20 protein-coding genes are annotated in these 25556 nt (G+C 64.0%); 15 read left to right on the forward strand and 5 right to left on the reverse strand.

Features of this window, described 5'->3' with window-relative positions:
- Window positions 1-248 precede the first annotated feature (248 nt).
- A complete protein-coding gene (locus ABID58_RS23675; RefSeq protein WP_354035110.1) occupies window positions 249-1964 on the forward strand; it encodes an arylsulfatase in 1716 nt (571 codons plus the stop codon).
- Between the two features lie 115 nt (window positions 1965-2079).
- Here ABID58_RS23675 and ABID58_RS23680 read toward each other — a convergent pair whose 3' ends face one another.
- Both ABID58_RS23680 and waaF read right to left on the reverse strand, forming a co-directional pair.
- Complete coding sequence (locus ABID58_RS23680) at window positions 2080-2625, reverse strand: D-glycero-alpha-D-manno-heptose-1,7-bisphosphate 7-phosphatase (RefSeq protein WP_354035053.1); 546 nt, start codon at window positions 2623-2625, stop codon at window positions 2080-2082.
- Entirely contained in the window at window positions 2618-3688 is a 1071-nt protein-coding gene (waaF, locus tag ABID58_RS23685; protein ID WP_354035055.1) for a lipopolysaccharide heptosyltransferase II, read from the reverse strand. The genes ABID58_RS23680 and waaF overlap by 8 nt, the downstream gene beginning before the upstream one ends.
- Window positions 3689-3850: 162 nt before the next feature.
- Between waaF and rfaD the strand changes: the two genes are divergently transcribed.
- The 4 genes from rfaD (at window position 3851) to ABID58_RS23705 (ending at window position 9636) form a co-directional block, all read left to right on the forward strand.
- Entirely contained in the window at window positions 3851-4831 is a 981-nt protein-coding gene (gene rfaD, locus ABID58_RS23690) for an ADP-glyceromanno-heptose 6-epimerase (RefSeq protein ID WP_354035056.1), read from the forward strand.
- Between the two features lie 28 nt (window positions 4832-4859).
- Window positions 4860-6344 (forward strand): D-glycero-beta-D-manno-heptose-7-phosphate kinase, encoded by a 1485-nt coding sequence (gene rfaE1, locus ABID58_RS23695; RefSeq protein WP_354035058.1) that lies wholly within the window; start codon window positions 4860-4862, stop codon window positions 6342-6344.
- Window positions 6341-7630 (forward strand): O-antigen ligase family protein, encoded by a 1290-nt coding sequence (locus ABID58_RS23700; protein ID WP_354035059.1) that lies wholly within the window; start codon window positions 6341-6343, stop codon window positions 7628-7630. Before rfaE1 ends, ABID58_RS23700 begins: the two co-directional genes overlap by 4 nt.
- An 83-nt stretch (window positions 7631-7713) precedes the next feature.
- Complete coding sequence (locus ABID58_RS23705) at window positions 7714-9636, forward strand: SDR family NAD(P)-dependent oxidoreductase (protein WP_354035060.1); 1923 nt, start codon at window positions 7714-7716, stop codon at window positions 9634-9636.
- Here ABID58_RS23705 and ABID58_RS23710 read toward each other — a convergent pair.
- Window positions 9614-10387 carry a glycosyltransferase family 2 protein gene (locus ABID58_RS23710; protein ID WP_354035061.1) on the reverse strand — a complete coding sequence of 258 codons (774 nt, stop codon included), beginning with the start codon at window positions 10385-10387 and terminating at the stop codon, window positions 9614-9616. The genes ABID58_RS23705 and ABID58_RS23710 overlap by 23 nt on opposite strands.
- A 103-nt stretch (window positions 10388-10490) precedes the next feature.
- Window positions 10491-11450 (reverse strand): lysylphosphatidylglycerol synthase transmembrane domain-containing protein, encoded by a 960-nt coding sequence (locus ABID58_RS23715; RefSeq protein ID WP_354035062.1) that lies wholly within the window; start codon window positions 11448-11450, stop codon window positions 10491-10493.
- A 150-nt stretch (window positions 11451-11600) separates the two neighbouring features.
- Between ABID58_RS23715 and ABID58_RS23720 the strand changes: the two genes are divergently transcribed.
- From ABID58_RS23720 to ABID58_RS23755, 8 genes are all read left to right on the forward strand, one after another.
- Entirely contained in the window at window positions 11601-12590 is a 990-nt protein-coding gene (locus ABID58_RS23720; protein ID WP_354035063.1) for an NAD-dependent epimerase, read from the forward strand.
- Between the two features lie 7 nt (window positions 12591-12597).
- Window positions 12598-14010, forward strand: coding sequence for a mannose-1-phosphate guanylyltransferase/mannose-6-phosphate isomerase (locus ABID58_RS23725; RefSeq protein WP_354035065.1), 1413 nt, complete (start codon window positions 12598-12600; stop codon window positions 14008-14010).
- Between the two features lie 182 nt (window positions 14011-14192).
- Window positions 14193-15197 carry a Gfo/Idh/MocA family oxidoreductase gene (locus tag ABID58_RS23730; RefSeq protein ID WP_354035067.1) on the forward strand — a complete coding sequence of 335 codons (1005 nt, stop codon included), beginning with the start codon at window positions 14193-14195 and terminating at the stop codon, window positions 15195-15197.
- A 52-nt stretch (window positions 15198-15249) separates the two neighbouring features.
- Window positions 15250-16401: a DegT/DnrJ/EryC1/StrS family aminotransferase gene (locus ABID58_RS23735; RefSeq protein WP_354035069.1), complete on the forward strand. Its 1152-nt coding sequence runs from the start codon at window positions 15250-15252 to the stop codon at window positions 16399-16401.
- A 47-nt stretch (window positions 16402-16448) separates the two neighbouring features.
- Complete coding sequence (gene murJ, locus ABID58_RS23740) at window positions 16449-17975, forward strand: murein biosynthesis integral membrane protein MurJ (RefSeq protein ID WP_354035070.1); 1527 nt, start codon at window positions 16449-16451, stop codon at window positions 17973-17975.
- A 248-nt stretch (window positions 17976-18223) separates the two neighbouring features.
- The gene (locus tag ABID58_RS23745) at window positions 18224-18628 is read left to right on the forward strand and encodes a YjiS-like domain-containing protein (RefSeq protein WP_354035071.1); all 405 of its coding nucleotides are present in this window, start codon (window positions 18224-18226) and stop codon (window positions 18626-18628) included.
- A 287-nt stretch (window positions 18629-18915) separates the two neighbouring features.
- On the forward strand, window positions 18916-19956 hold the full coding sequence (locus ABID58_RS23750) for a glycosyltransferase family 2 protein (RefSeq protein WP_502916427.1): 1041 nt from the start codon (window positions 18916-18918) through the stop codon (window positions 19954-19956).
- On the forward strand, window positions 19956-20558 hold the full coding sequence (locus ABID58_RS23755; protein WP_148751288.1) for a class I SAM-dependent methyltransferase: 603 nt from the start codon (window positions 19956-19958) through the stop codon (window positions 20556-20558). The genes ABID58_RS23750 and ABID58_RS23755 overlap by 1 nt, the downstream gene beginning before the upstream one ends.
- A 25-nt stretch (window positions 20559-20583) precedes the next feature.
- Here the strand turns inward: ABID58_RS23755 and ABID58_RS23760 are convergent, their stop codons facing one another.
- On the reverse strand, window positions 20584-22125 hold the full coding sequence (locus tag ABID58_RS23760; protein ID WP_354035075.1) for a hypothetical protein: 1542 nt from the start codon (window positions 22123-22125) through the stop codon (window positions 20584-20586).
- Window positions 22126-22400: 275 nt separating this feature from the next.
- Between ABID58_RS23760 and ABID58_RS23765 the strand changes: the two genes are divergently transcribed.
- Both ABID58_RS23765 and ABID58_RS23770 read left to right on the forward strand, forming a co-directional pair.
- Window positions 22401-24710 (forward strand): xanthine dehydrogenase family protein molybdopterin-binding subunit, encoded by a 2310-nt coding sequence (locus ABID58_RS23765; protein WP_354035076.1) that lies wholly within the window; start codon window positions 22401-22403, stop codon window positions 24708-24710.
- Window positions 24711-24809: 99 nt separating this feature from the next.
- On the forward strand, window positions 24810-25259 hold the full coding sequence (locus tag ABID58_RS23770) for a cytochrome c (RefSeq protein WP_354035078.1): 450 nt from the start codon (window positions 24810-24812) through the stop codon (window positions 25257-25259).
- The last annotated feature ends 297 nt before the right edge of the window (window positions 25260-25556 follow it).

The following is a 25556-nucleotide window of genomic DNA, read 5'->3' on the forward strand; positions in this document are numbered from 1 at the left end:
ATCACGGCCATGCTCTCGCGGCTTGTGTTCATTTGATTTTAATCGACCCCCGGTTGCCATTTTGCTTTTATGCAATCGGGCCTCCCACGAAAGCCCTTTGTCCGCGAGGTGCCTAAGAGGCGGCTGGCATCTTTGCTCTCTCGATTTATAGCCGCCGAGAACACCCCGGCCGCGCGCAATGCCGAGCCGGGTCGACACTTCTGCAAGCCATGTCGGCTTCAGGTGCATGCCAGGAGGAGGATCATGTCATGAGTAACGATAGGATTCCGGCAAAGCCCGAGACAAGCTCACGGCCAACGGGTCCAGAATTGAAGCGCCGCGATCTCTTGTTGAGCGGTAGCTCTCTCACCGCGGCTTTGGCACTCTCCGCCGTCGGTCCGATAAGTTTCGCGCAAGCGCAGCAGCCAACCGCGGCCCAGGCCCCAACCCCGGCCGGGCAACGGCCCAATATCGTCGTCATCATGGGCGACGATATCGGCATCTGGAATATCGGTGCTTACCATCGTGGGATGATGGCTGGCCGGACGCCGAACCTCGATAAGATTGCGGCCGAGGGCATGCTGTTTACCGATTACTACGCCGAGGCGAGTTGCACCGCGGGCCGCGCCAACTTCATCACTGGCGAGCTCCCGATCCGCACCGGCATGACGACAGTCGGTCAAGCAGGCGCCCCCACAGGCTTGCCCGCGGAGGCCGTGACGATTGCCACCGCGCTAAAAGGGATGGGCTATGCCACTGGCCAGTTCGGCAAGAACCACCTTGGCGACAAGAACGAGTTTTTGCCGACAGTGCACGGCTTCGACGAATTCTTTGGCTATCTGTACCACCTCGATGCGATGGAAGACCCGGCCCACCCGGCCTATCCGCAGGAGCTGCTGAATAAAGTCGGTCCGCGCAACATGATCCATTCGTGGGCAACGACTGTGGACGATGCCACCGTCGATCCGCGCTGGGGCAAGGTCGGCAAGCAGAGGATTGAGGATGCCGGAACGCTTTATCCCAAGCGGATGGAAACCGTGGACGACGAGATCCGCGACTTAGCGCTGGGGTTCATTGAAAGGGCAAAGGCGGAGAACAAGCCGTTCTTCTTATGGCTCAATCCAACCCGCATGCACATCGTCACGCACCTGTCGCCGAAGTACCAGGCGATGCGCAACTCCAAGAACGGCTGGTCGATTCATGAAGCCGGCATGGCGCAGCTCGACGACGATGTCGGCATCGTGATGCAAAAGCTCAAGGACATGGGCGTGGATGACAACACCATCGTCATCTTCACCACCGACAACGGCACCGAGGTCTTCACCTGGCCGGATGGCGGACAGACGCCGTTCGCGCAGAGCAAAGGTACGGTCATGGAAGGCGGCTTCCGCGCGCCGGCGATGATCCGCTGGCCGGGCAAGGTGCCGGCCGGCAAGGTCGAGAATGGTATCATCTCCGGGCTGGACTGGTTCCCGACCTTGCTGGCCGCTGCCGGCAATCCGAACATTGCCAACGAGTTGAAGAACGGCAAGCTCATCGGTGACCGCAGCTACAAATGCCATCTGGACGGCTACAATCAGATGGACATGATCACCGGCAAGGGACCGTCGAACCGGCACGAAATCTGGTACTTCGGCGAAAGCGAGCTGGGGGCCGTGCGCATCGACGACTACAAATATCGTTTCATCGACCAGCCCGGGGGATGGCTCGGCGAAAAGAGCAAGGTCGACGTACCGTACCTGATCAACCTTCGCCTCGATCCGTTCGAGCGAACGGGCTGGCCAGACAGTGGGACCAAATACGGCGCGCAAGAATACTTCGACTGGTTCAAATATGAGTTCTGGCGATTCGTGTTTGTCCAGCAGGAGGTCGAGAAACTGGCCATGACCGCCGTCGAGTTTCCGCCAATGCAGAAGGGCGCGAGCTTCAACCTCGATGCCGTGAAGGCGAAAATCGAGGCTGCAAGGACGGCGATGGGAAAATAAGCTGTGCCTATGATCGTCATGGTGGGACGGCCCGCATCCGGGCCGCCCCACGCCCCAGGCGACATGCATCAACGTTGGTGATAGTCGCTTTGCGGGAGTCGAGCGGACCGGCCGTCTAAGCCCGCCTGTTCCGCGCCAGCACCCCCGCCACGAACGCGTCGAGGTCGCCGCCTGGAAAGAGAAAGCCCGGCAGCCCGAGCGCCTTGCCGGCCTCGATGTCCCGGGCCTGATCTCCGATCACGAAGCTGCCGTCGAGTTGCACGGGCCAGTGCTGGACGAGATCGCGCAACATGCCGGGCGCGGGCTTGCGCCAATCATGCTCGGCGATGTAGCCGGCGACCGTTCCTTGCGGATGATACGGACAGAAGCGGATGTCATCGACACGAGCGCCTTCGCGGGCGAGCTCGTCGCGCATCCAGCCGTGCAGCCGGTTCACGTCCTCTTCGGTGAAGAGGCCGCGCGCGACGCCGGACTGGTTGGTGAAGACGAACACCCAATAGCCGGCCTCATTGAGACGGCGGATGGCTCTGGCGACGTTGGGCATCCAACGGATGCGGTCGCGCGTGCCGATATAGCTATCGTCATGATTGATGACGCCGTCGCGATCGAGGAATGCGGCGGGCTTCGCCGCGCGGCCGTCAGACATTTGCAAGTCAGCCATTTTCAAGTCCCTGCGTCCTGGCAAGCACCTCTCTTGCGATCTCGACCACGTCCTGCGCCGTGATCTCGCGCATGCAACGGTGGTCGTTCATCTTGCAGATCGTGCTCTGGCAGGGCTGGCAGGCGAGCACGCTCCTGTTCTGGACTACGGTTGCGGCGAGGCCGTTGAGGGGGGCCCAGAGAGAGGGGCTGGTCGGGCCGAAGATGCCCATGGTGGGGGTGTCGAGCGCGGCCGCGATATGCATCAGGCCCGAGTCGTTGGAGATCGCGACGCCGGCCGCGGCCATGGCGAGGATGCCGTTGCGCAGATCGTTGCCGGTGAGGTCCCTCACCCCCGCGCCACCGGCCGCGACAATCTCCTGGGCGAGGCCCTTTTCCGCGGGGCCGCCGACCACCCAGACCTCGAGCCCGCGCGCGACCAGCAGGCGGGCGGCCTCCGGATAGGAGGTCCAGCGTTTTGACGCCCCTACCGAGCCGGGGGCGAGTGCGACGGCGGCGCCGGCGCTGAGGCCATTGGCCTGCCGCCAACCGGCGATCTCCTCGGCCGGCACCCGCAATTGCGGCACCGGCCATTCCGGCGGCAGGGGCGCGCCGTCGGGCTGGGCCAGCGCGGCGTTCTTGTCGATGAAGCGGGGCAGCTTCTTCTCGCCCCAGCGCCAGCGGTTAAGCAGGCCGAACCTGAATTCGCCGACGAAGCCTATCCTTTCAGGGATGCCGGCCAGCGCCGGCGCAATGGCCGCCTTCCAGGTCCGCGGCAGCACTAGGGCGGTGCCATAGTTCCGCTCGCGCAGGAGCCGCGCCAGGCCGAGCTGGCGGCCTACCGCTAGGCGGCTGCGGGGCAGGTCCCAGACGAGCCCGGCGCGTACGCCGGGCATGTAGTCGATCAGGGGGGCGCACAGGGACGTGGTCAGGAGATCGACCGGCCGATTCGGCCATCGCTCCTTCAGCACCCGAACCACGGTGTGATTCCGGACGAAATCACCGATCCACATATAAGGGACGATCAGGATCGGGCGGGTGTCGCTCCGATCCTCACTTCCGCCAAATTGCGAATCATTATTCATTCGTTGAAGGTGCCCGCCGACGCTCTGATGAGGCGGTTCGGTTAGCCGCTCCGGACCGGCAGGTAAAGCCGGGAGAAGTGCCGGTCCCAAAATGCTTACACTTTGGCAGATGATGCGCTACGGCAGATATCGGGCCGCAAAAACTCGGGCAGGGTGATTGGAATGTTGCTGGTGACCGGCGGGGCCGGTTTTATCGGATCGAATGTCGTCGCGGCGCTGAACGACGCCGGCTGCAGCGACGTCGTGGTCTGCGATCTCCTTGGCAGCGACGGCAAATGGCGCAATCTCGCCAAACGGCAGCTTGTGGATATCGTTCCCCCGGCCGAGCTGCCTGACTGGCTTAGGGATCGCAAGCTCGACGCCGTGATCCATCTCGGGGCGATTTCCGAGACCACGGCGACCGACGGCGACCTCGTGATCGAGACCAATTTCCGCTTCTCGATGCGCCTGCTCGACTGGTGTACGGCCAATGCGGTGCCGCTGATCTACGCGTCGTCGGCTGCGACCTATGGTGACGGCGCGGAAGGTTTTGACGACGATGCCTCGCTGCCGGCGCTGAAGAAGCTGCGGCCGATGAATCTCTACGGCTGGAGCAAGCAGCTGTTCGATCTCGCGGTCGCCGAGCGCGTCGCGCGCGGCGAGAGGCTGCCGCCGCAATGGTCGGGCCTGAAATTCTTCAATGTGTTCGGCCCGAACGAATACCACAAGGGCACGATGATGAGCGTGCTGGCGCGCCGCTTCGACGACGTCAAGGCGGGCCGCGTCGTGCAGCTGTTCAAGTCGCATCGCGACGGCATCGCCGACGGCGACCAGCGCCGCGATTTCATCTATGTCGACGACGTCGTGCGCGTGATCCTGTGGCTGCTGGCAACGCCATCGGTGTCGGGGCTGTTCAATGTCGGCACCGGCAAGGCGCGCAGCTTCCGGGAGCTGATGCTGGCTGCCTATGCCGCGCTCGGCACCAGGCCCAATATCGACTATGTCGACATGCCCGAGCAGATCCGCGGCAGCTATCAGTATTTCACCGAGAGCAAGGTCGATCGTCTCCACCGCGCCGGCTATAACGGCGGCTTCACGACGCTCGAGGACGCGGTGAAGGCCTATGTCGCCGATTATCTCGACCGGCCCGACCGTTTCCGTTAAGGCCCCAAGGATCTGAGGCCCAATCACCATGCCGACGCCCATTCTCGATTTCGATGCCCTCGCGCAAGCCATCTCCGGCCGCACGGTGCTCTGCATCGGCGACATCATGCTGGACGAGTTCGTCTATGGCGAGGTGTCGCGGATTTCGCCGGAAGCGCCGACGCCCGTCATCGCGGCCCAGCGCAGCGAGATCCATATCGGCGGCGCCGGCAACGTCGCGCGCAATATCGCCTCGCTCGGGGCCCGCTGCGTCTTCGTCGGCCTCGTCGGCGAGGACGATGCAGGGGCGCGGCTCAAGGCCGCGCTGGCGGATTATGCCGGCATCGAGAGCGTACTGGTGTGCGACCCGTCGCGGCCGACCACGCGAAAAGTCCGCTTCGTCTCCGAGCATTTTTCCACGCATATGCTGCGCGCGGATTGGGAGCAGGCGATAGCGGCCTCCGACGAGGTCGAGACCAGGCTGATCGAGGCGATCCTGCCGCAGATCGCGCGCGCCGACATCGTGCTGCTGTCCGACTACGCCAAGGGCGTGCTGACCGCGCGCGTGATCCGCCACACCATCGACGCCGCGCGAAAGCTCGGCAAGCCCGTGATCGTCGATCCCAAGAGCCTGAACTGGGCGATCTATCGCGGCGCCACGCTGCTCACGCCCAACCGCAAGGAATTTTCGGAAGCCACCCGTAGCCGCGCCGACACGGTGCAGAGCATCGTCGATGCCTCGGAAGACGTGATGCGGCTGGCTGATTGCGAAGCGATCCTGGTCACCCAGGGCGAGCACGGCATGACGCTGGTGCCGCGCAAGGGTGAAGCCGTCCATGTTCCGGCTTTCCCGGTGAAGGTGCGCGACGTCTCCGGCGCTGGTGATACCGTCGCCGCCGCGCTCGCGGTCTCGATCGCGGCGGGCGCGGATTGGGACACGGCGCTGCGCGTTGCGAGTGCGGCCGCCGCCGTCGCGGTCGGCAAGCAGGGCACCGCCAGCGTGAGCGCCGACGAGCTGCGGCGAAAGATCCTGCCGCATGCCACTCTCGCGGCCGAGGAGAAGGTCGTGAGCGCGCCTGATACGCTCGAGGCCCAGCTCGCCGAATGGAAGGGGCAGGGGCTGCGCGTCGGCTTCACCAATGGCTGCTTCGACATCCTGCATCCCGGCCATGTCAAGGTGCTGACCGCGGCGCGCGCCGCCTGCGACCGCCTGATCGTCGGGCTGAACAGCGACGCCTCGGTGCGCCGGCTGAAGGGCGCGGATCGCCCGGTCCAGGACGAGCGGGCGCGTGCCGAAGTGCTGGCCGCGCTCGAAGCCGTCGATCTCGTCGTGATCTTCGAGCAGGACACGCCGATCGACCTGATCGCGCGCATCACGCCGAGCGTCCTGGTCAAAGGCGGCGATTACACCCGCGAGCAGGTGATCGGCCACGATGTCGTCGAGGCCGCGGGCGGCACGGTCGTGCTGGTCGACATCCTCAAGGGCTTCAGCACGACGGCGCTGGTCCATCGCGCGCGCGGAGAGACGAAGTGACGGAGCTCGTGCGGGACACGATGTGGGGGACGACGCTGCGGCGCTTGCGCAGTCCGGCGGCATGGTCCGAGACGGTCGACCTGTTTGCCATCCTGACCGCGGCCTCGCTGCCGTGGTCGACGTCGCTGGCGGCCATCTTCAACGTTACGATGCTGATTTGCATGGTGCCGTTTCTCGACGTCAGGGACTTCCTTCAGTCGCTGAAGCGACCGGTCTGCGCACTGCCGATCGCCCTGTTCCTGCTCGCGCTCGTCGGCACGCTGTGGTCAGGGGCGCCCTGGGGAGCGCGGCTCTACGCCGTGAACCCGACGACGAAGCTGCTCGTGCTCCCGGTCCTGATCTATCATTTCGAACGCTCGTCGCGCGGGCACCTTGTGTTCATCGCATTTCTGGTTTCCTGTGCGCTGCTCTCAGTGATGTCCTGGCTCGTGGTTTTCCATCCCACGTTCTCCCTGAAGCCGCCTGACGAATCCAACTCGCGCGGCATCTTCGTGAAGAACTACATCGACCAGAGCCAGGAGTTCACGCTGTGCGCGGTCGCGCTCGCGTTTCCGATCGTGAAGCTGCTGCAGCAGAACAGGGTCTGGCTGGCCGGGCTGCTGGCGGCGGTCGCGCTCAGCTTCTTCGTCAACATGGCCTTTGTAGTAATCTCGCGCACCGCACTCGTGACCGTACCGATCATGCTGGCGGTGTTCGGGCTGCTGCATTTGAAATGGCGCAGCATCCTGATCATCTTCGCGGCTCTCGTAGCCCTCGCCGCGCTGACGTGGAAGACCTCGTCGACGCTGCACAACACGATTGAAACATTCTCCGTTCAGTACGAGCTCTACAAGGACAAGGGCATCCCGACATCGATCGGACTTCGGCTCGAGTTCTGGCGCAAATCGCTGGGTTTCTTTGCCGAGGCGCCGGTCGTCGGTCATGGAACCGGCTCGACGCGCGGCCTGTTCGAGCTGGCTGCGACCGGCGGCCCCTACCAGGCCTCAAGCGAGGTGATCGGCAATCCCCATAACCAGACGCTGAACGTGGCCGTGCAATGGGGCGTTGTCGGCATCATCATCCTGTATGCGATGTGGGCGGTGCATCTGCTCCTGTTCCGCGGCGACGCGCTCGCCAGCTGGATCGGGTTGCTGGTCGTTGTCCAAAACGTATTCACCTCGCTGTTCAATTCCCATCTTTTCGACTTCCATGAAGGGTGGATGTACGTGCTCGGTGTCGGTGTGGCCGGCGGCATGGTGCTCAATTCGCGCCGGAACGGCCGGAGCCCGGGAGAAGCCCGCGCCTGAGCTTCGGAGCGCTGGCAAGTCCCGGCGAGATGCGCTATCAGCGCGGTCAGGTTGTATGCAGCATTGGAGATATTCGGCCGCAGATGACGCGTCTTTCGCATCTTACCTTGCGTAACTTCCTGATCGCGCTTCACGACCTGGTGGCGACGGCCGCGGCCCTGTTCGTTGCGTTCTATCTGCGCTTCGAGGGCGGCGCGGGCTTCACAGCCCGCTTGCCGCTGCTGCTGCAGATCCTGCCATATTTCCTCGCCTTCAGCGTGGTCGTCTTCTACGTCTTCAACCTGACGACCACGAAGTGGCGCTTCATCTCGCTGCCTGATGCGCTCAACATCATCCGCGTCGCCACGGTGCTCACCGTCGCCCTCCTCGTGCTCGACTATGTCTTTGTCGCCCCGAACGTGCACGGCACCTTCTTTCTCGGCAAGATCACCATCGTCCTTTACTGGTTCCTGGAAATCTCCGCGCTGAGCGCGCTGCGGCTGACCTACCGCTATTTCCGCTATACCCGCGTGATGCATCACGTCAGGACCGAAAATGCCGCGACGACGCTCCTGATCGGGCGCGCTGCCGATGCCGAGGTCGTGCTACGCGGCGTCGAGAGCGGCGCCATCAAGCACCTCCGTCCGGTCGGGGTGCTGTCGCCGTCCCGGGCCGATCTCGGCCAGCTGATCCGCAACGTGCCGGTCGTCGGCGCGATCGACGACATCGAGGACGTCATCGGCAGCTTCGCGAAGCGCAACAAATCGATCGCCCGGGTGGTGATGACACCCTCGGCCTTCGAGCCGGAATCGCATCCCGAATCCGTGCTGATGCGGTCGCGGCGGCTTGGCCTGATCGTCAGCCGCCTGCCATCACTCGAGCAGGGGGATATGCCGCGGCTCACCTCGGTTGCGGTCGAGGACCTGCTGCTGCGGCCGAGCGAGACGATCGACTACGTGCGGCTGGAAGCCCTGATCAGGGACAAAAGCGTCATCGTCACCGGCGGTGGCGGCTCGATCGGCTCGGAGATCTGCGAGCGCGTGGTTGCGTTCGGCGCGGCGCGTCTTCTGATCGTCGAGAATTCGGAGCCGGCCCTTTATGCGGTCACCGAGGCGCTCGTTGCGCGCGGTTCCGGCGCCGAGATCGAAGGCCGGATCGCCGATATCCGCGACCGCGAGCGCATCACGCGTCTGATGGCGGAGTTCAAGCCGGACATCGTGTTCCATGCCGCCGCGCTCAAGCACGTTCCGATCCTGGAGCGGGACTGGAGCGAGGGCGTCAAGACCAACATCTTCGGTTCGATCAACGTGGCCGATGCCGCGCTTGCGGCAGGCGCCGAGGCCATGGTGATGATCTCGACCGACAAGGCGATCGAGCCGGTCTCGATGCTCGGCCTGACCAAGCGATTCGCGGAGATGTATTGCCAGGCGCTCGACCACGACCTCGTGGCGCAGGCCGGCGGCAGCAGGCCGGCGATGCGCTTCATCTCGGTCCGGTTCGGCAATGTGCTGGCCTCGAACGGGTCGGTCGTGCCGAAATTCAAGGCGCAGATCGAGGCCGGCGGTCCTGTCACCGTGACGCATCCCGACATGGTCCGCTATTTCATGACGATCCGCGAGGCCTGCGATCTCGTCATCACGGCCGCCACCCACGCGCTCGGCGCCAAGCGTTTCGACGTTTCGGTCTACGTGCTGAACATGGGCCAGCCGGTGAAGATCGTCGATCTGGCGGAACGGATGATCCGGCTGTCCGGTTTGCAGCCCGGCCACGACGTCGAGATCGTGTTCAGCGGCATGAGGCCGGGCGAGCGGCTGAACGAGATCCTGTTCGCCTCCGAGGAGCCGACCGTCGATATCGGGGTCGCAGGCGTCATGGCGGCAAAGCCGAACGAGCCGCCGATGCAGACGTTGCGCAAATGGATCTCCGCGCTCGAGCTCGCCATCGCGCATGATGATCGCGCCACGATCAGGACCATCCTGAAGGATGCGGTTCCGGAGTTCGGCCTCAACGCGAGCGCTGCATCCTGAGGGACGCCGGCGAGCGGAGCTGAAAGATCCGCCGGGCAAAGCGCAGGAAGAACGCGGCGTCGACGAACGGCGCGTTCAGATGCTGCCGGCGCGACCGCAGGCATTCCAGATTGGCGCGCAAGGTCACGCGCCAGCCGCTGGTGCTGATGCCGCCCATCTGGAAATCGGCGATGACGCGCGGAAGGTAGGCGACCCTGTAGTCGTTCAGCGCCAGCGCACGCAGCATGTAATCGTAGTCGGCGGTCGTGACGTAGCTCAGATCGTAGTCGCCGACCGTCTCGGCGACCTGGCGCCGCATGTAGAACGTCGGATGCGGCGGGACCCAGCCGAGCTGAAACGAGTAGCGACCGTAGTGTCCGCCACGCCAGGCACGCACGAGGGTCTTGGATTGGTGATCGGTGACCATGTCGAGGTCGCCATAGACGACATCGGCCTGCTCCAGCGCCGCCGCGATCGCCGCCAGCGCGCTGTTGTCGTGGAACGTGTCGTCCGAATTGAGGAAGCCGATCGCGTCGCCCTTGAACAGATGCAGCCCCTTGTTCATGGCGTCGTAGACACCCTTGTCGGGCTCGGAGATCACGCGGATCTCGCTGGAGCCGAACGACTCCACGATCTTCAGCGTCGCATCCTTTGAGGCACCGTCGACCACCAGCATCTCCTTGTCGGGATGCGTCTGGGCGAGGAAGGATTCGATGGTGGCGCCGATCGTCGCCTGGGAGTTGTAGCTGGCCGTGATGACGCTGATCTTCATTCCGGATCCGTGATGCTACGCGCCGGAGATTATAGGAAATAACCCCGAGGGTTGATAGATCGGCGCAGAAGTCGCGGTGCTTCCGTGCCGGACCTGTGAACGCTTATTCACGCGCTGCGATCGGAGCCGAGCCGTGCGCGGCTTTCTCCGCGCTGAGGATCCAGACCAGGCCGCCGAACGCGCCGACGATGAAGGAGACCGCGCCGAACAGCAGCGAGACGTTCACGCCTTCATTGGCAGCCAACCCTGCGAAGCCGAAGGCCAGCCCCATGCTGGCCTCGCGCACGCCCCAGCCGGCGATCGAGATCGGCATCAGCGTGATCAGCATCACCGGCGGTACCAGCAGGAAGACCTGCACGAAGCTGACCGGCGCTGCGATCGACTGCACCACGCACCAGGCGATGACGACGGTAAGCACGTGAACCAGCAGCGACAGGATCGCGATAACAGGTCCGCGCGTGCGGTTGAAGATCACGCGGTTGGCGATCACCGCGCAGGCGTGGATATGGTGGATGGCCCACCAGGCCTTCAGCCACGACCATTTCAGCGCGCCGAAGATCAGGAAGCCGATGCCGCCGGCGAGTGCGGCGAAGTCGACGAGCAGCAGCGCCGAGCGGCCGTGCGGATCGGCGATGAGCGTGTAGCTCCAGGGCAGGCTCGCGACGATGAGGACGGCCAGCGCGACCAGGCCGATCGCGCGATCGACGAAGATCGAATAGGTCGCCGCGCGCCATCCGGCGCCGGTGCGCGCCACCAGCCATAGCCGGACCGCATCGCCGCCGATTGCGGAAGGCAGGGTCTGGTTGAAGAAGGAGCCGATCACGTTGTAGCGCATCGCGCGGCCGAGCTCGAGCGGCGCACCGCATGCGGCGCTGACCTCGCGCCAGCGCAGCACGCCGACGAAGATTTGCAGGAACGTCACCGCGATCGCCATGCCGATCCAGAACAGGCTGGTCGCGGTGAAGCGCGAGAGCAGCTCGGTCAGATCGACCTTGCGCAGCGCCAGATAGAGCAGCGCCGCGGAGATCAGGATTTTGGTCGTCGACAGAAGGATTCGGCGCATCTCGCCCGCTTGAACAGGGTTTCGGGAGCAACCCGACGCGAGGCGCCGAATTCGGCCGCTTTGGTATGGTTTTGGCGCCGATCTTGCAATAGCTGTCATTGAGCGCCGCGGGCTCACGTTAAGGATGGCTTGGGATCGCTTGGGAACAGGATGACGGATCAGGCGATTTTGGTCACGGGAGCCGCCGGTTTCATCGGCTTTCACACCGCCCGGCAGCTGCTGGCCGAGGGGCGGTCCGTGGTCGGGCTCGACAATCTCAACAGCTATTACGATCCGGCGCTGAAGCAGGCGCGGCTTTCGCTGCTCGGCAACGAGTCCCGTTTCTGCTTTGTCCAGGCCGATCTCGCCGATCGCGAGACGATGGCGGCGCTGTTTGCGCGGCATCGCTTTTCAGAGGTCGTGCATCTCGGCGCCCAGGCCGGCGTGCGCCACTCGATCGAGCATCCGCAGAGTTACGCCGATTCCAATCTGCAGGGCTTTCTCAACGTGCTCGAGGGCTGCCGGACGAGCGGTTGTCGTCATCTCGTCTACGCCTCGTCATCGTCCGTTTATGGCGCCAACACCAAACTGCCGTTTTCCGTGCAGGACCGGACCGATCATCCCGTGAGCTTCTACGCTGCGACCAAGAAGGCCAACGAGGTGATGGCGCTGTCCTACAGTCATCTCTACCGGCTGCCGGTCACGGGCTTGCGCTTCTTTACCATCTACGGCCCGTGGGGCCGGCCTGATATGGCCATGTTTCTGTTTGTAAACGCCATCATGGCGGGCCAGCCGATCCGGCTCTTTAACCATGGTAAAATGCGCCGCGACTTCACCTATATTGACGACGTGACCCGTGTAGTGTCCAAGCTGATCGATCTTGTGCCTGCGGACAATCCGTCTGCCGCAAATGCGCCGTCTCGGGTCTACAATGTCGGAAATCACCGTCCCGAAGAGCTGATGGATGTCGTCGGACTTCTGGAGCGGGAGCTGGGTCGGACGGCGGTCAAAGAATTGCTGCCGATGGAGCCGGGAGACGTGGTGGAAACGTTCGCGGATGTCGAGGATTTGATGCGCGACACCGGCTTTGCACCGTCAACGCCGATCGAGCACGGGGTCCACAAATTTGTCACCTGGTATCGCGACCACTTCAAGGTTTGAAATGACGATGGACAAACGCATTATCCCCCTGATCATGTGCGGCGGTGCTGGCACGCGGCTGTGGCCGGCTTCGCGCGAGGTGCGCCCGAAGCAGTTTTTGCCGCTGTTCGGCGCGCGCTCGACCTTCCAGGACACGCTGTTGCGCGTCTCGGACGCTTCGCTGTTCGATCGCCCGATCGTCATCACCAATGCCTCCTATCGCTTCATGGTGCTGGAGCAGCTCGCCGAGATCGGCATCGAGGCCGACGTGATCCTCGAGCCGATGCGGCGCGACTCCGGTCCTGCGATTGCCGCCGGCGCGGCGTTCGCGCAGAACCGCAGCAGTGAAGCGATCGTGCTCGCGCTCGCTGCCGACCATGTGGTGCAGGACAAGGCCGCCTTTGTTGCGGCGTGCCGCGAGGGCCTCGTTGCCGCGAGCACCGGGCGCATCGTCACCTTCGGCGTCAAGCCGGAGCGGCCGGCGACCGAATACGGCTATATCAGCCCGGGTGAGGTGATCTCCGGCGAGGTGCACGCGGTCGCGCGCTTCGTCGAGAAGCCGGATGCCGTGAAGGCTGCCGACTACGTCAATTCGGGCTATCTCTGGAACAGCGGCAACTTCATGTTTCCCGCGGCCCTGCTGCTCGACGAATATCGCAAGGTCGATGCGGCAAGCGTGGAGGCGGTGTCCAATGCGGTTGCCGGCGCGGGGCGCGATCTCGGCTTCGTGACGCTCGAGCCGCAGGCTTTTGGCGCGGCGAAGGCGATCTCGATCGACTATGCGGTGATGGAGAAGACCTCGCGCGCAGCCGTGGTGCCGGTGTCCTGCGGCTGGTCCGACGTCGGCTCCTGGCACGCGGTGTGGGAATTGTCGGACAAGGACGCGCAGGGCAACGCCTCGCATGGCGCTGCGGTGTTCGAAGACTCGCGCAACTGCAACGTCACGACGGATTCGGCGCTGGTCGCGCTCGAAGGCGTCGATGATCTCGTCGTGGTGGCGACTGCGGACGCGGTGCTCGTCTCGCGCCAGAAAGACGCCAACGGGCTCAAGCGGCTGGTCACAAAACTCAAGACGGTTGCGCCGAAGGTGACCGAGGAGCATCTCAAGGTGCATCGGCCCTGGGGCAGCTACCAGTCGGTCGACAATGGCGAGCGCCATCAGGTCAAGCGCATCGTGGTGAAGCCCGGCGGGCGGCTGTCGCTGCAGAAGCATCATCACCGCGCCGAGCACTGGATCGTGGTCCGTGGTGCCGCCCGCGTCACCGTGAACGAGACCGTGAAGACGGTGCACGAGAACGAGTCGATCTACATCCCGATGGGCGCGGTCCACCGGATGGAGAATCCCGGCAAGATCATGCTGGAGCTGATCGAGGTCCAGACCGGCTCCTACCTCGGGGAAGACGACATCATCCGGATTGAAGACGACTATCAAAGGTCGTAACCAGCAAGCTCCGAATCACGCGATCCGGGCCTGAAAAGTCCGCTTCATGCGGCTTAAGGCCCGGAGAACGTGTAATTTTTTGAATCAAATCGTGTCCGGGCAGTTTTGCCGGCATTCGCCACAAATGTGGCACCCGTGCTAGAAGCGGCCCGGGGATTTGCGGTGAATCGGGGTTCGATCAGATGAGTTCCAAAGGGTCACAACCGGCAAAGGCCGGCTTGCGCGTCGGCGTCATCGGCGCCGGCGTGATGGGCAGCAACCATGCGCGCGTGCTGAGCGGTCTGCCCGGCATCAGCCTGGTCGGCATAGTCGATCCTTCGCCGGCGCACCGCGCGCGCGCCACCGAGCTTGCCGGCTGCCAGGGCTTCGAGACCATCGAGCAGCTCTTCGCCGAAGGCGTCGATGCCGTCACCATCGCGGCGCCGACCCATCTGCATCACGAGGTCGCGCTCGCCTGCATCGCCAAGGACATCCATGTGCTGGTCGAGAAGCCGATCGCGTCCACGGTCGCCGAAGGCCGCGAGATCGTCGCCGCCGCGCAAAAGGCCGGCGTCACGCTGATGGTCGGCCATGTCGAGCGCTTCAATCCGGCGGTTGCCGCCGTCAAGCAGGCCATTGCGGGCGAGGACATTCTCTCGATCGCGATCACCCGCGTCGGTCCGTTCCCGCCGCGCATGTCCAATGTTGGCGTCGTCATCGATCTGGCCGTGCACGACATCGATCTGATCCGCTGGTTCACCGAATCCGACATCGTCGAGGTGCAGCCGCAGCTGTCGAGCGCGGTCGCCGAGCGCGAGGACATCGCGCTGCTCCAGTTCCGCACCGCCAGCGGCGTGCTCGCGCACATCAACACCAACTGGTTGACGCCGTTCAAGGCGCGCAGCGTCACGGTCGCGACCCGCGGCAAATACGTGATGGGCGATCTCTTGACGCGTCAGGTTACCGAATGCTTCGGGTTCAAGCCTGACGGCAGCTACTCGATGCGGCATCTGCCGGTCGGCCATGACGAGCCGCTCCGCGCCGAGCTGATCGCCTTCCTCAAGGCCGTGCGTCACGGCGAGACGCCGGCGGTCACCGGCGACGAGGGCGTCGCCAGCCTCGAGATCGCGACGCAGTGCCTCGAGACGCCGTCGCGGCCCGCAGCCACGTCATCCGCTCGCAAGGGCCCGCGCCGCGTCGCCGGCTAAAACCCTTTCCATGTCGACCGCTCAAAACCCGCAAGAAAATCGACAAGGCGCCATGAACCAGCATCTGCGTTCCGAACCCATTCCCTTCATCGACGTGGCCTCGCAGCGCCGCCGGCTCGGCGCATCGCTCGATGCGGCGGTCAAGCGCGTTCTGGACCATTGCCAGTTCGTCAATGGCCCTGAGGTCGCCCAGCTCGAGGCGCAGCTTGCGGCCTATTGCGGCGCCAGGCATGTCATCGGCTGCGCCAGCGGCACCGATGCGCTGCTCATGGTGTTGATGGCGAAGAACGTCGGTCCCGGCGATGCCGTGCTGTGCCCGTCGTTCACCTTCATCGCGACCGCGTCGCCGGCGGCGCGGATGGGCGCGACGCCGGTCTACGTCGATGTGGACGAAGCGACCTTCAACATGAGCCCGGACTCGCTCAAGCGCGGCATTGCGACCGCGCGCAAGGCTGGCCTGAAGCCGGTCGCGGTCATTCCGGTCGATCTGTTCGGACAGCCTGCCGACCACGATGCCATCGCCGAGATCGCCAGCGACGAAGGCCTGTTCGTGATCGATGATGCCGCGCAAGGTTTTGGCGCAAGCTACCAGGGTCGCAAGCTCGGCACCTTCGGGCTCGCCACCACGACCAGCTTCTTTCCGGCAAAGCCGCTCGGCTGCTTCGGCGACGGCGGCGCGATCTTCACCGATGACGACGAGCTCGCCGCAACGCTGCGCAGCATCCGCGTGCACGGGCAGGGTGTCGACAAATACGACAACGTCCGCCTCGGCCTGACCGGCCGGATCGACACCATGCAGGCCGCGATCCTGATCGAGAAGCTGAAGATCTTCGACGACGAGATCGCCGCCCGCAACAAGGTCGCCGAGCGCTACGCGCGGGGTCTGTCCAACGTCGTGACCGTGCCGCGTCTGGCGCCGGGCAATACCTCGGTCTGGGCACAGTACACGATCCGTCTCCCTGAGGGGACCGACCGGGATGGCTTTGCCGCCGCGCTGAAGGCCCAGGGCGTGCCGACCGCGATCTATTACGGCAGGTCGATGCACCAGCAGACCGCCTACAAGCAGTATCCGGTCGCTGACGGCGGCCTGCCTGCTTGCGAGAGCCTGTCGCAGGACGTCATCAGCCTGCCGATGCACGCCTATTTGACCGAAGCCGATCAGGAGCGAATCATCGCCGCCGTACACGGCGCGCTTTCGGCCTGATTTGCCCTGATTTTGCAGCGAGCCGTCTCTTCCTCTAGAAGGGGCGCATGCTCGGACGCATCTTCACGGTCGGTGGTTATACGCTGCTCTCGCGGCTGACGGGATTTGCCCGCGACATCATGCTCGCGGCGATCCTCGGCGCCGGCCCCGTGGCCGACGCCTTTTTCGTGGCGCTGCGGCTGCCCAATCATTTCCGCGCGATCTTTGCCGAAGGCGCCTTCAATGCCGCCTGGGTGCCGGCCTATGCCCATGTCCATGGCGAGCGCGGGGAGGGGGCGGCGCGGCTGTTCGCCGACCGCATCTTCACGCTGCTGCTGGCCTCGCAGGTTGTGCTGCTGACCGTCGCCTGGCTGTTCATGCCGCAGGCCATGAGCATTCTGGCGCCGGGCTTCGGCGATGATGCCGAGCAGCGCAAGCTCGCGATCGAGCTGACCCGGATCACCTTTCCCTATCTGCTGCTGATCACGCTGGTGACGCTCTATGGCGGCATGCTCAACGTGATGCAGCGCTTTGCCAGCGCAGCCGCCGCGTCGATCTTCCTCAACGTCGCGATGATGATGACACTCGCGCTCGCCGCCTGGTTTCCGACCGCGGGCCACGCCGCCGCCTGGGGCGTCCTGATCTCGGGCTTCCTGCAGTATTTCCTGCTCGCAGGCGATCTTGCCCGCCATGGCGGCCTGCCGCGGTTTGCGCCGCTCAGGCTCGACGAAGACGTCCGCGGCTTCTTCAGGGCACTGGGACCTGCGACGCTGGGCTCGATGGGCACGCAGGTCGCGCTGTTCGCCGACACCATCATCGCGACCTTCCTGCCGGCGGGCGCGCTCTCGGCGCTCTACTACGCCGATCGTCTCAATCAATTGCCGATCGGCGTCATCGGCATCGCGATCGGCACGGTGCTGCTGCCGGAGATGTCGCGGCGGATCACGGCCAACGACCATGACGGCGCGATGAAGGCGCAGCGCCGCGCGTTCGACTTCACGCTGCTGTTCTCGGTGCCGTTCGTCGCCGCGTTCCTCACCGTGCCCGACGAGATCATGCGCGCGCTGTTCGCCCGCGGCGCGTTCTCCAGGGACGATGCGGTTGCCGCAGGCAGCACGCTCGCGGCCTATGCCATCGGCCTGATCCCTTTCGTGCTGATCCGCAGCGCGGTCGCAACCTTCTATGCGCGCAAGGATACCGCGACGCCGGTTCGCGCCTCGTTGTCAGGTATCGCGGTCAACGTCACGCTGAAACTCGCTTTGATGGGATCGTTCGCCCAGATCGGCCTGGCGCTGGCAACCGCAATCGGGGTCTGGACCAATCTGCTGCTGGTGCTGTTCTTCGCCGTGCGCCGCGGCTTTCTCGTGCTGGACCGCGCCTGGCTGTCGTCGCTCGCCAAATTCCTGCTGACCGGAATAATCCTCGCCGCCGCCTTCTGGCTGATCGCACGCTTTGGGGGTTCTGCGCTGGGCGCCATGCACTTCCGGGACGAAGTGATGCTGGTCCTGTTGGCCGCCGGGGGCACCATAGTCTATGCGCTCGCTATCCTCGTCCTGTTCGGCCGCGGCTGGCTGGTGTCGCTGGTGCGCGGCTAGCTCGCCTCCAGGGTGCAGCTGGCCTCCGCACATCTCTTGATTTTGTACGATTGCCGTGCTATGAGCAGCTCATGATCAAATGGTCGCGCAAAGTCAACTTCTCGCACATGACCCGCTTCGGCTGGGCCGTGGAAGGAGTCGCGCGCTAGGAATTCGTCGACGACATCTTTTCCACCAGGCCCCGCCGGCATCGGACGGGGCCTTTTGTTTGGCCACGCTCGCTGCCGGCACGACAGCAGGAGCGTTCGATGCCACCCCAACTGACGAACACCTCACCCGGGATTGAGGGCGACGCCGCGAGGCGCGGCCTCACCCTTACGATCTTGTCGGCGAAGAGCGCAGTCGACCAGGCACTGGCAGCACGCCTCAAGGCGTCCGCTGCGGCGCTGGACGACGCTTTGCAGGATAAGGATGCTGCCGGACCAGCGGGCGCATCGACGCCAAGCGTCCCGGGCTTGCTCAGGCGATATTGGCTGGCGTTTCAGCAGCGGCGGCGGCGCCGGAGCCTGCGCGTCAACTTGCACGAGTTGAGTGACAGGGAGCTGATGGACATCGGCTTGACGCGCGGTCAAATCGACTACCTCACACCTCAGCGAGCGATCGATACGCTGAGGGATAGCACGATCTATCTCTGGAGCCGCCGTGGGATGTAGCGGATTTACCGCCAGAGGCGGACATGCGTTTTGAGAGCAAGCAGCGGCTAGCACGGCTGCTTGTTCTCACATGCCGTTGCATCGCGAGACAACGTTTAGATAGCGCCTAAACATTTGATTAATTTAGCCACGGCGGCTTCGACGAATCGAGCCTCTGTGGCTCCATAAATTGATGAACAATTAACCGGGCCTCATTGATTATCGCACCCAGCACTTCGCACCGATTCATTGCCGGACAGGCTGCCAAACCCATGGAAATTCAGGACGGGACGCCACGCCCCGGCAGGATGTTTCTGTCCATCGTTGTACCCTGCTACAACGAAGAGGAAGGCTTGCGCGAATTCCACCATCAGATGACGGCCGCGGCGCGCGCGCTGTGCGGTCAACGGTTCGAGCTGATCCTGGTCGATGACGGCTCGACCGACAACACCTGGAAGCTGATCAACCAACTCTCGGCGGAAGACCGCAACGTGGTCGCGGTAAGGCTCTCCCGCAACCACGGACATCAACTGGCGCTGACGGCGGGGCTTTCCACGGTGCGCGGTGACCTCGTGCTTGTCATCGACGCCGACCTGCAGGACCCGCCGGAACTGCTGACACCGATGTACGAGACGATGGCGCGGGAAAGCGCCGACGTCGTCTACGGCCTGCGACGCAGTCGCGCCGGCGAAACCCGCTTCAAGAGGAAATCGGCCGAGGCCTTCTATCGCCTCCTCGCCCGGATCACCCGCGTCCACATCCCCGTGGATACCGGCGACTTCCGCCTGATGAGCCGCCGCATCTCCGACCAGCTGGTGCAGATGCCGGAGCACGATCGTTTCATCCGCGGGATGGTGGCCTGGCTCGGCTACAAGCAGGTCGCCTACGAATACGACCGCAATCCGCGTTATGCCGGCAGCACCAAATATCCGCTGGCAAAGATGATCGGCTTTGCGGCGGACGCGCTAGTCAGTTTCTCGATGGTGCCGCTGCGGATTGCGACCTATGTCGGCGCGCTCCTGACCACAGTCCTCACCTTTGTCGGTATCGGTGCCGTCATCAGCTGGATCTTTTCAGGCACCGTGCCGGGATGGACCAGCCTGACGCTGCTGGTCGTGATGATCTCCTCGGTCCAGCTCCTCGTGCTCGGGCTGATCGGCGAATATGTCGGTCGCATCTACATTCAATCGAAGAACCGTCCGCTGTTCGTGATCTCGCACATTCACCGGCGCGGACGGCTGCCGCACAGCGCGACCGACGGCCGGGACGATCAGGAAACGGCGCCGTTGATGACGTTGCTGGCCCAGTCGGAATCGAACAGGCGCAGCGAAATATATGAGGCCTCCTGATGAAGGCGATGATCCTGAGCCATCCCGTCCTCTATCAGGCCTATCAGGCTGCCGGCGGCTTCTTCGGCGCGCGGGTCAAGGCGATCGCGGATTACCTGACCATGCGGCCGGGCATGCGGGTGATCGACATCGGGTGCGGACCGGGTCATATCCTGCAATATCTGCCCGAAGGCACCAACTATAACGGCTTCGACATCGACGAAACCTATATCGCCTACGCGAAGCGATCGTTCGGCCATCTCGGCACCTTTCATTGCCGTTATTTCGATGCCGCCGCCGCCCGGGAATTCGCCGGCGCAGACCTCGTCATGATGAACGGCGTCTTGCACCATATCGGCGACGAAGATCTGAGGTCCACGCTCGCCAACATCCGCGACGTCCTGAGAGACGACGGCGTCCTGTTTACGACCGATCCCTGCTATCGCGAAGGCCAGTCGCCGATCGCGAAATGGCTGCTCGACAACGACCGCGGCGAGTTCATCCGCGATCAGGACGGCTACTCCAGGGTGCTCGGCAACGCGTTTGCGAGGGTGAAGCTCGCCATCCGAGAAGACTTGTCGCGCCTGCCCTATACGTTCGCCATCGGCGTCGCACAGAAATAACGGCCGGCGCGCCGGCTAACACGGATCATTCAGTCCGGCGCAGGATGTCGATCCCCTCGACGGATCGTACCAGCGAATACGGTTTGAGAAGTTGCGACAGTTCGGCATCGGCGCGCACCCAGTCCCCCCATCCGTCGCGCAGATTGTCAACCAGGACGATGTCGGGCGGCAATTTCCTGAAATCCTCGATCAACCATTTGCGCTCGAGCGCCAGATAGTCGTTCAGCCGGGCGGCCGTCGCGGCGTCGACCGAGGTCTTTTCGCGCGTCAGCCGCCCGAATACCCTAAGCCACAGATTCTCCTGTCGAGAAACCCAGACGCCGCCGACATCCCGCACCAGCGGGTGACCAATGGCGGCCTCGCCGCTCAGCACGAGGATCCGCGGATGCGGCATGAGACCCTCGATCGCTTGCCTTACCGGGCCGACATAGACGTTGCCGTTGAACCATTGCGCGCCGAACAAAAAGGTCGCGACCAGGATCAGCGGCGCCGCCAGGCCAAGGCGGCGGCGCGACGGCGCGTCGCCCGCGACCAGCAGCGCGTATCCCATCGCGAGCGTGGCGACCGCCACCATCGGATAGGAATGATAGGCCCAGCCGCGCCGCTGCAGGAAGAACGAGATCGCAAATCCGCTCGCGGCAAGAACAGCCGCGAGCAGCAGCGAGTCGGGCGTTCGTCCCCACGTCGTCAACAGCACCGACAGCATCGCGACGGCGAAGAGCAGCGAGGCTGCATTCAGGAAGATGACGGACAGCGGCATCGACCAGGACAGATACGTATCGCGCACCAGCGGATAGGTCACCGTGAAATATTCGGGATAGAGGAGGTAGGTGCCGATACTGACGCTGGCTACCAGCACGCCCGCGATGATGTTTTCCGGCGCAAACAACACAAGCCACGAACGCGCGCGAACGGCGCTCGCCAGCATGCACAACGCCACCGGCACAGCGAAGAACGGCTTGAAGGCCAGCGTGATCCCGGCTCCCAAGCCGGCAATCAGGATCGCCCACAGCGGAACCGAAACGCGATCGCTGCGCAGTGCATAAACTGCGAGCGCAGGCAGGAAGGTCAGCGTCGCCATATGCTCACGCTGGCCGAACACGTGCATTGGCAAGAGGGTCACGACGGCCGCGGCCCAGACCGCGAACGGTCCCCAGTTCGCCTCAGTCCATGCCGGCGACAGCCGCACGATCCGCGACACGGCATAGAGCGAAGCTACCGCCAGCAGCAGAAGCTGAATATCGATGACGTGTCTCGGATCGACGCCGAGCAGGCGGCCCAGCGCAACGCCGGGGAGATAGGCAAACGCCGCCATCGGCGGATTGATCTCGATAATATCGCCGTAGAGGTGCTGGCCATCCAGCATGCGCTCGCCGACCACGAGCAACCAGCTGACGTCGGTATTCAGCGGAACGAACTCCCGCATCAGGAGTGCGAGCCCAAACACGGCGCCGATCAGCAGCCAGGGCGTCGGGGCCGACCGTTCGCGGTCATGCGGGCTGACATGCGCCTGGCGGGAAACGTCTGCGATCTTCGAACTGCTCTCCGAACTGCTCTCCAAACTCATGGGCCTATCCTGCGAGGAAACGCAGCCACGCTACCCGAGGTGCGTTAACGAGTGACTTTCGCGGCAAACTACAGCGCGGTCGGAGTGCCTGAAGAGTTCGATGGCAATTTTGGGGCTTGATTGAACGAACGTAGGGCGTGGAAAGCCCTGGAAGGCACACTGCTGCACGATCTCCAAAGATGCCACTTATGGGGGCGAATTCCTAAAGCCATTTGCGCTCTCCCTCGTTCCACGGCAATATGGTTGGCAAAACAACCATAGGACGGGACAAGACAATGGCGGCTCCCATCAAGTTCGGCGTTGGCCAAAGCGTGCTGCGCAAGGAGGACGACGCGCTGATTCGCGGCAAGGGCCGCTATACCGACGATTACGCGCCGCAGGCCGCGCTTCGCTGCCTGATGCTGCGCTCGCCGCACGCGCATGCCAAGTTCACCATCGATGCGGCCCGCGCCCGCACCCTTCCCGGGGTGGCGCTGATCCTGACCGCCGCTGAGGTTGCGGATCTCGGCAATCTGCCCTGCCTGTTCAATCTCGAGACCGATCCCTTCACCGGCCCGCCTTACCCGATCCTTGCCAAGGACGAGGTGCGCCATGTCGGCGATTCCGTCGCCTTCGTCGTCGCCGAGACCATCGATCAGGCCCGCGACGCGATCGAGGCGATCGAGGTCAAATGGTCGCCGCTGCCATCGGTGACCGGCCTCGTCAACGCCGTCAAGAAGGGCGCGCCGCAGGTCTGGCCGGACAAGCCCGGCAACGTGCTGTTCGATGTCTCGATCGGCGACAAGGCCGCCACTGAAGCTGCGTTCGCCAAGGCGCATACGGTCGCCGAGATCTCCATCGTCAATCCGCGCGTGGTCGCGAGCTTCATGGAGACGCGCGCGGCGGTCTGCGAATACGACGCCAAGAACGATCATCTCACGCTGACGATCGGCAGCCAGGGCAGCCACCGCCTGCGCGACATCCTGTGTCAGAACGTGCTGAATATCCCGACCGAGAAGATGCGTGTGATCTGCCCCGATGTCGGCGGCGGCTTCGGCACGAAACTGTTTCCCTATCGTGAATACGCCCTGGTGGCGGTCGCGGCGCGCAAGCTGAAGAAGGCGGTGAAGTGGTCGGCCGACCGCTCCGAGCACTTCGTGGGCGACGCGCAGGGGCGTGACAACGTCACCACCGCGAAGATGGCGCTGGCCGAGGACGGCAAGTTCCTCGCGATGGATTGCGACCTGATGGGCGACATGGGCGCCTATCTCTCGACCTTCGGACCCTACATCCCGCATGGCGGCGCCGGCATGCTGCCGGGCCTCTATGACATCCGGGCTTTCCACTGCCGGGTGCGCACCGTCTTCACCAACAGCGTGCCGGTCGATGCCTACCGCGGCGCGGGCCGCCCTGAAGCGGCCTATGTGATCGAGCGCCTGGTCGATGCCTGCGCGCGAAAACTCGATATGACGCCGGATGCGATCCGCCGCAAGAATTTCATCCAGCCGAAGGCGCTGCCCTACAAGACCGCAACCGGCAAGGTCTACGATTCCGGCGACTTCGCCGCGCACCTGAAGCGCGCGATGGAGATCGCCGACTGGAAGGAGTTTCCCAAGCGCGCCAAGCTCGCCAAGAAGCACGGCCTGATCCGCGGCATCGGGCTTGCGAGCTATGTCGAGGTCTGCGGCGTGATGGGGGAAGAAACCGCCAATGTGCGGCTCGACCCCAATGGCGACGTCACCGTCTTGATCGGCACCCAATCAAGCGGGCAGGGCCACCAGACGGCTTACGCGCAGATCGTCGCCGAACAGTTCGGCTTGCCGCCGGAGCGCGTGCACGTCCGTCAGGGCGACACCGCCGAGATTGCGACCGGCCTCGGTACAGGCGGTTCGGCCTCGATTCCCACAGGGGGCGTCTGCGTCGAGCGCGCCTCGAGCGAGCTAGGCAACAAGCTGAAGGAGTTCGCCGCGCAAGCACTGGAAGCGAGCGTCGGCGACCTTGAAATCACCGACGGCGTGATCCGCATCGCCGGTACCGACCGCTCGATCTCGTTTGCCGATTTGGCCAAGCGGCCCGGCGCCGATCCATCGAAGTTGAACGGCAGCGCGACCTTTGCCAGCGCTGACGGCACCTATCCCAACGGCACGCATCTGGCGGAGGTCGAGATCGATCCTGCCACCGGCATCATCAAAATCGTCAACTATGTGATCGTCGACGATTTCGGCAAGACGCTCAATCCGCTGCTGCTTGCGGGGCAGGTGCATGGCGGTGCCATGCAGGGCATCGGCCAGGCGCTGATGGAGCAGGTGGTCTACGGCGCCGGTGACGGCCAGCTCATCACTGCCACCTACATGGATTACGCGCTGCCGCGGGCGGCCGACGGCCCGCCCTTCGTGTTCGAGACTGCCAACGTCCCCTGCACCACCAATCCGATGGGGGTGAAGGGCGCGGGCGAGGCCGGCGCGATCGGCTCCTGTCCGGCGGTCGTCAACGCCATCGTCGATGGGCTCTGGCGCGAATACAAGATCGACCACATCGACATGCCGGCGACACCGGAACGTGTTTGGATCGCGATCAACGAGCATCATCGCCGCCACAGCCTGTAAAGCTTGGCCCCCCGCGGCGGGAATAATCGGCCGCCGCCGGGTTCTAACCATGAACGACCTTCCCCCCAAAACCGACTTGCGAGCCGGAGAAACAAGCCGATGAAGCGAATTTTGATTGTCGTGGGCACCCTCATTCTGGGTGCGGGCGCCGTCATGGCCCAGCAGGAGATTGCCGTCCAGCAGGACAACCTGATGCGCTCGCAGGCCAAGAGCATGTACGGCGTGATCCTCAAGATGACGAAGGGCGAAATCCCCTACGATCAGAAGGCCGTCGACGCGGCGATCGCCAGTCTCGAGGTCGACGTCGCCAAGATCGCAAAGACCTTCGAGGTCAATCCCAAGCAGGACGTGGTCAACGCAACTTACGGTGCTTCGCCCAAGGTCTGGCAGAACAAGGCCGATTTCGACTCCAAGATCCCGCCGGTGCAGAAGGCGATCGCCGAGGTCAAGGGCAAGATCACCGATGTGGCGAGCCTGAAGGCCGCCTACACTGCGATGAATGATCGCTGCACCGACTGTCACGAGACGTATCGGCTGAAGCTGAAGTAGAGCGGCGCGGGCGCATCACTACAAGTTCGGTGTCATCGCCCGCCTTGTGCGCACTTGCGCACTGGGGCGGGCGATCCAGTACGCCGAGGCGGTTCGGGGAACGTTTGATGTCTCTAGAATACTGGATTCCCCGCTTTCGCGGGGAATGACAGCAGTGGGTGAGGCTTCGCAATCGCGTTCATGCTGCTGCATTACCGGCGCGCAGCTCATCACCAAATTCTCCTCTCATGGCCTGACGGATCGCCGTCAGAGTGGTTATGTTTGCTCGCGCCGCTGCAGCGTTGATGCCTCACGATG

Origin of the sequence: Bradyrhizobium sp. S3.2.6 (assembly GCF_040546885.1) — a bacterium.
Taxonomy (GTDB): domain Bacteria; phylum Pseudomonadota; class Alphaproteobacteria; order Rhizobiales; family Xanthobacteraceae; genus Bradyrhizobium; species Bradyrhizobium cytisi.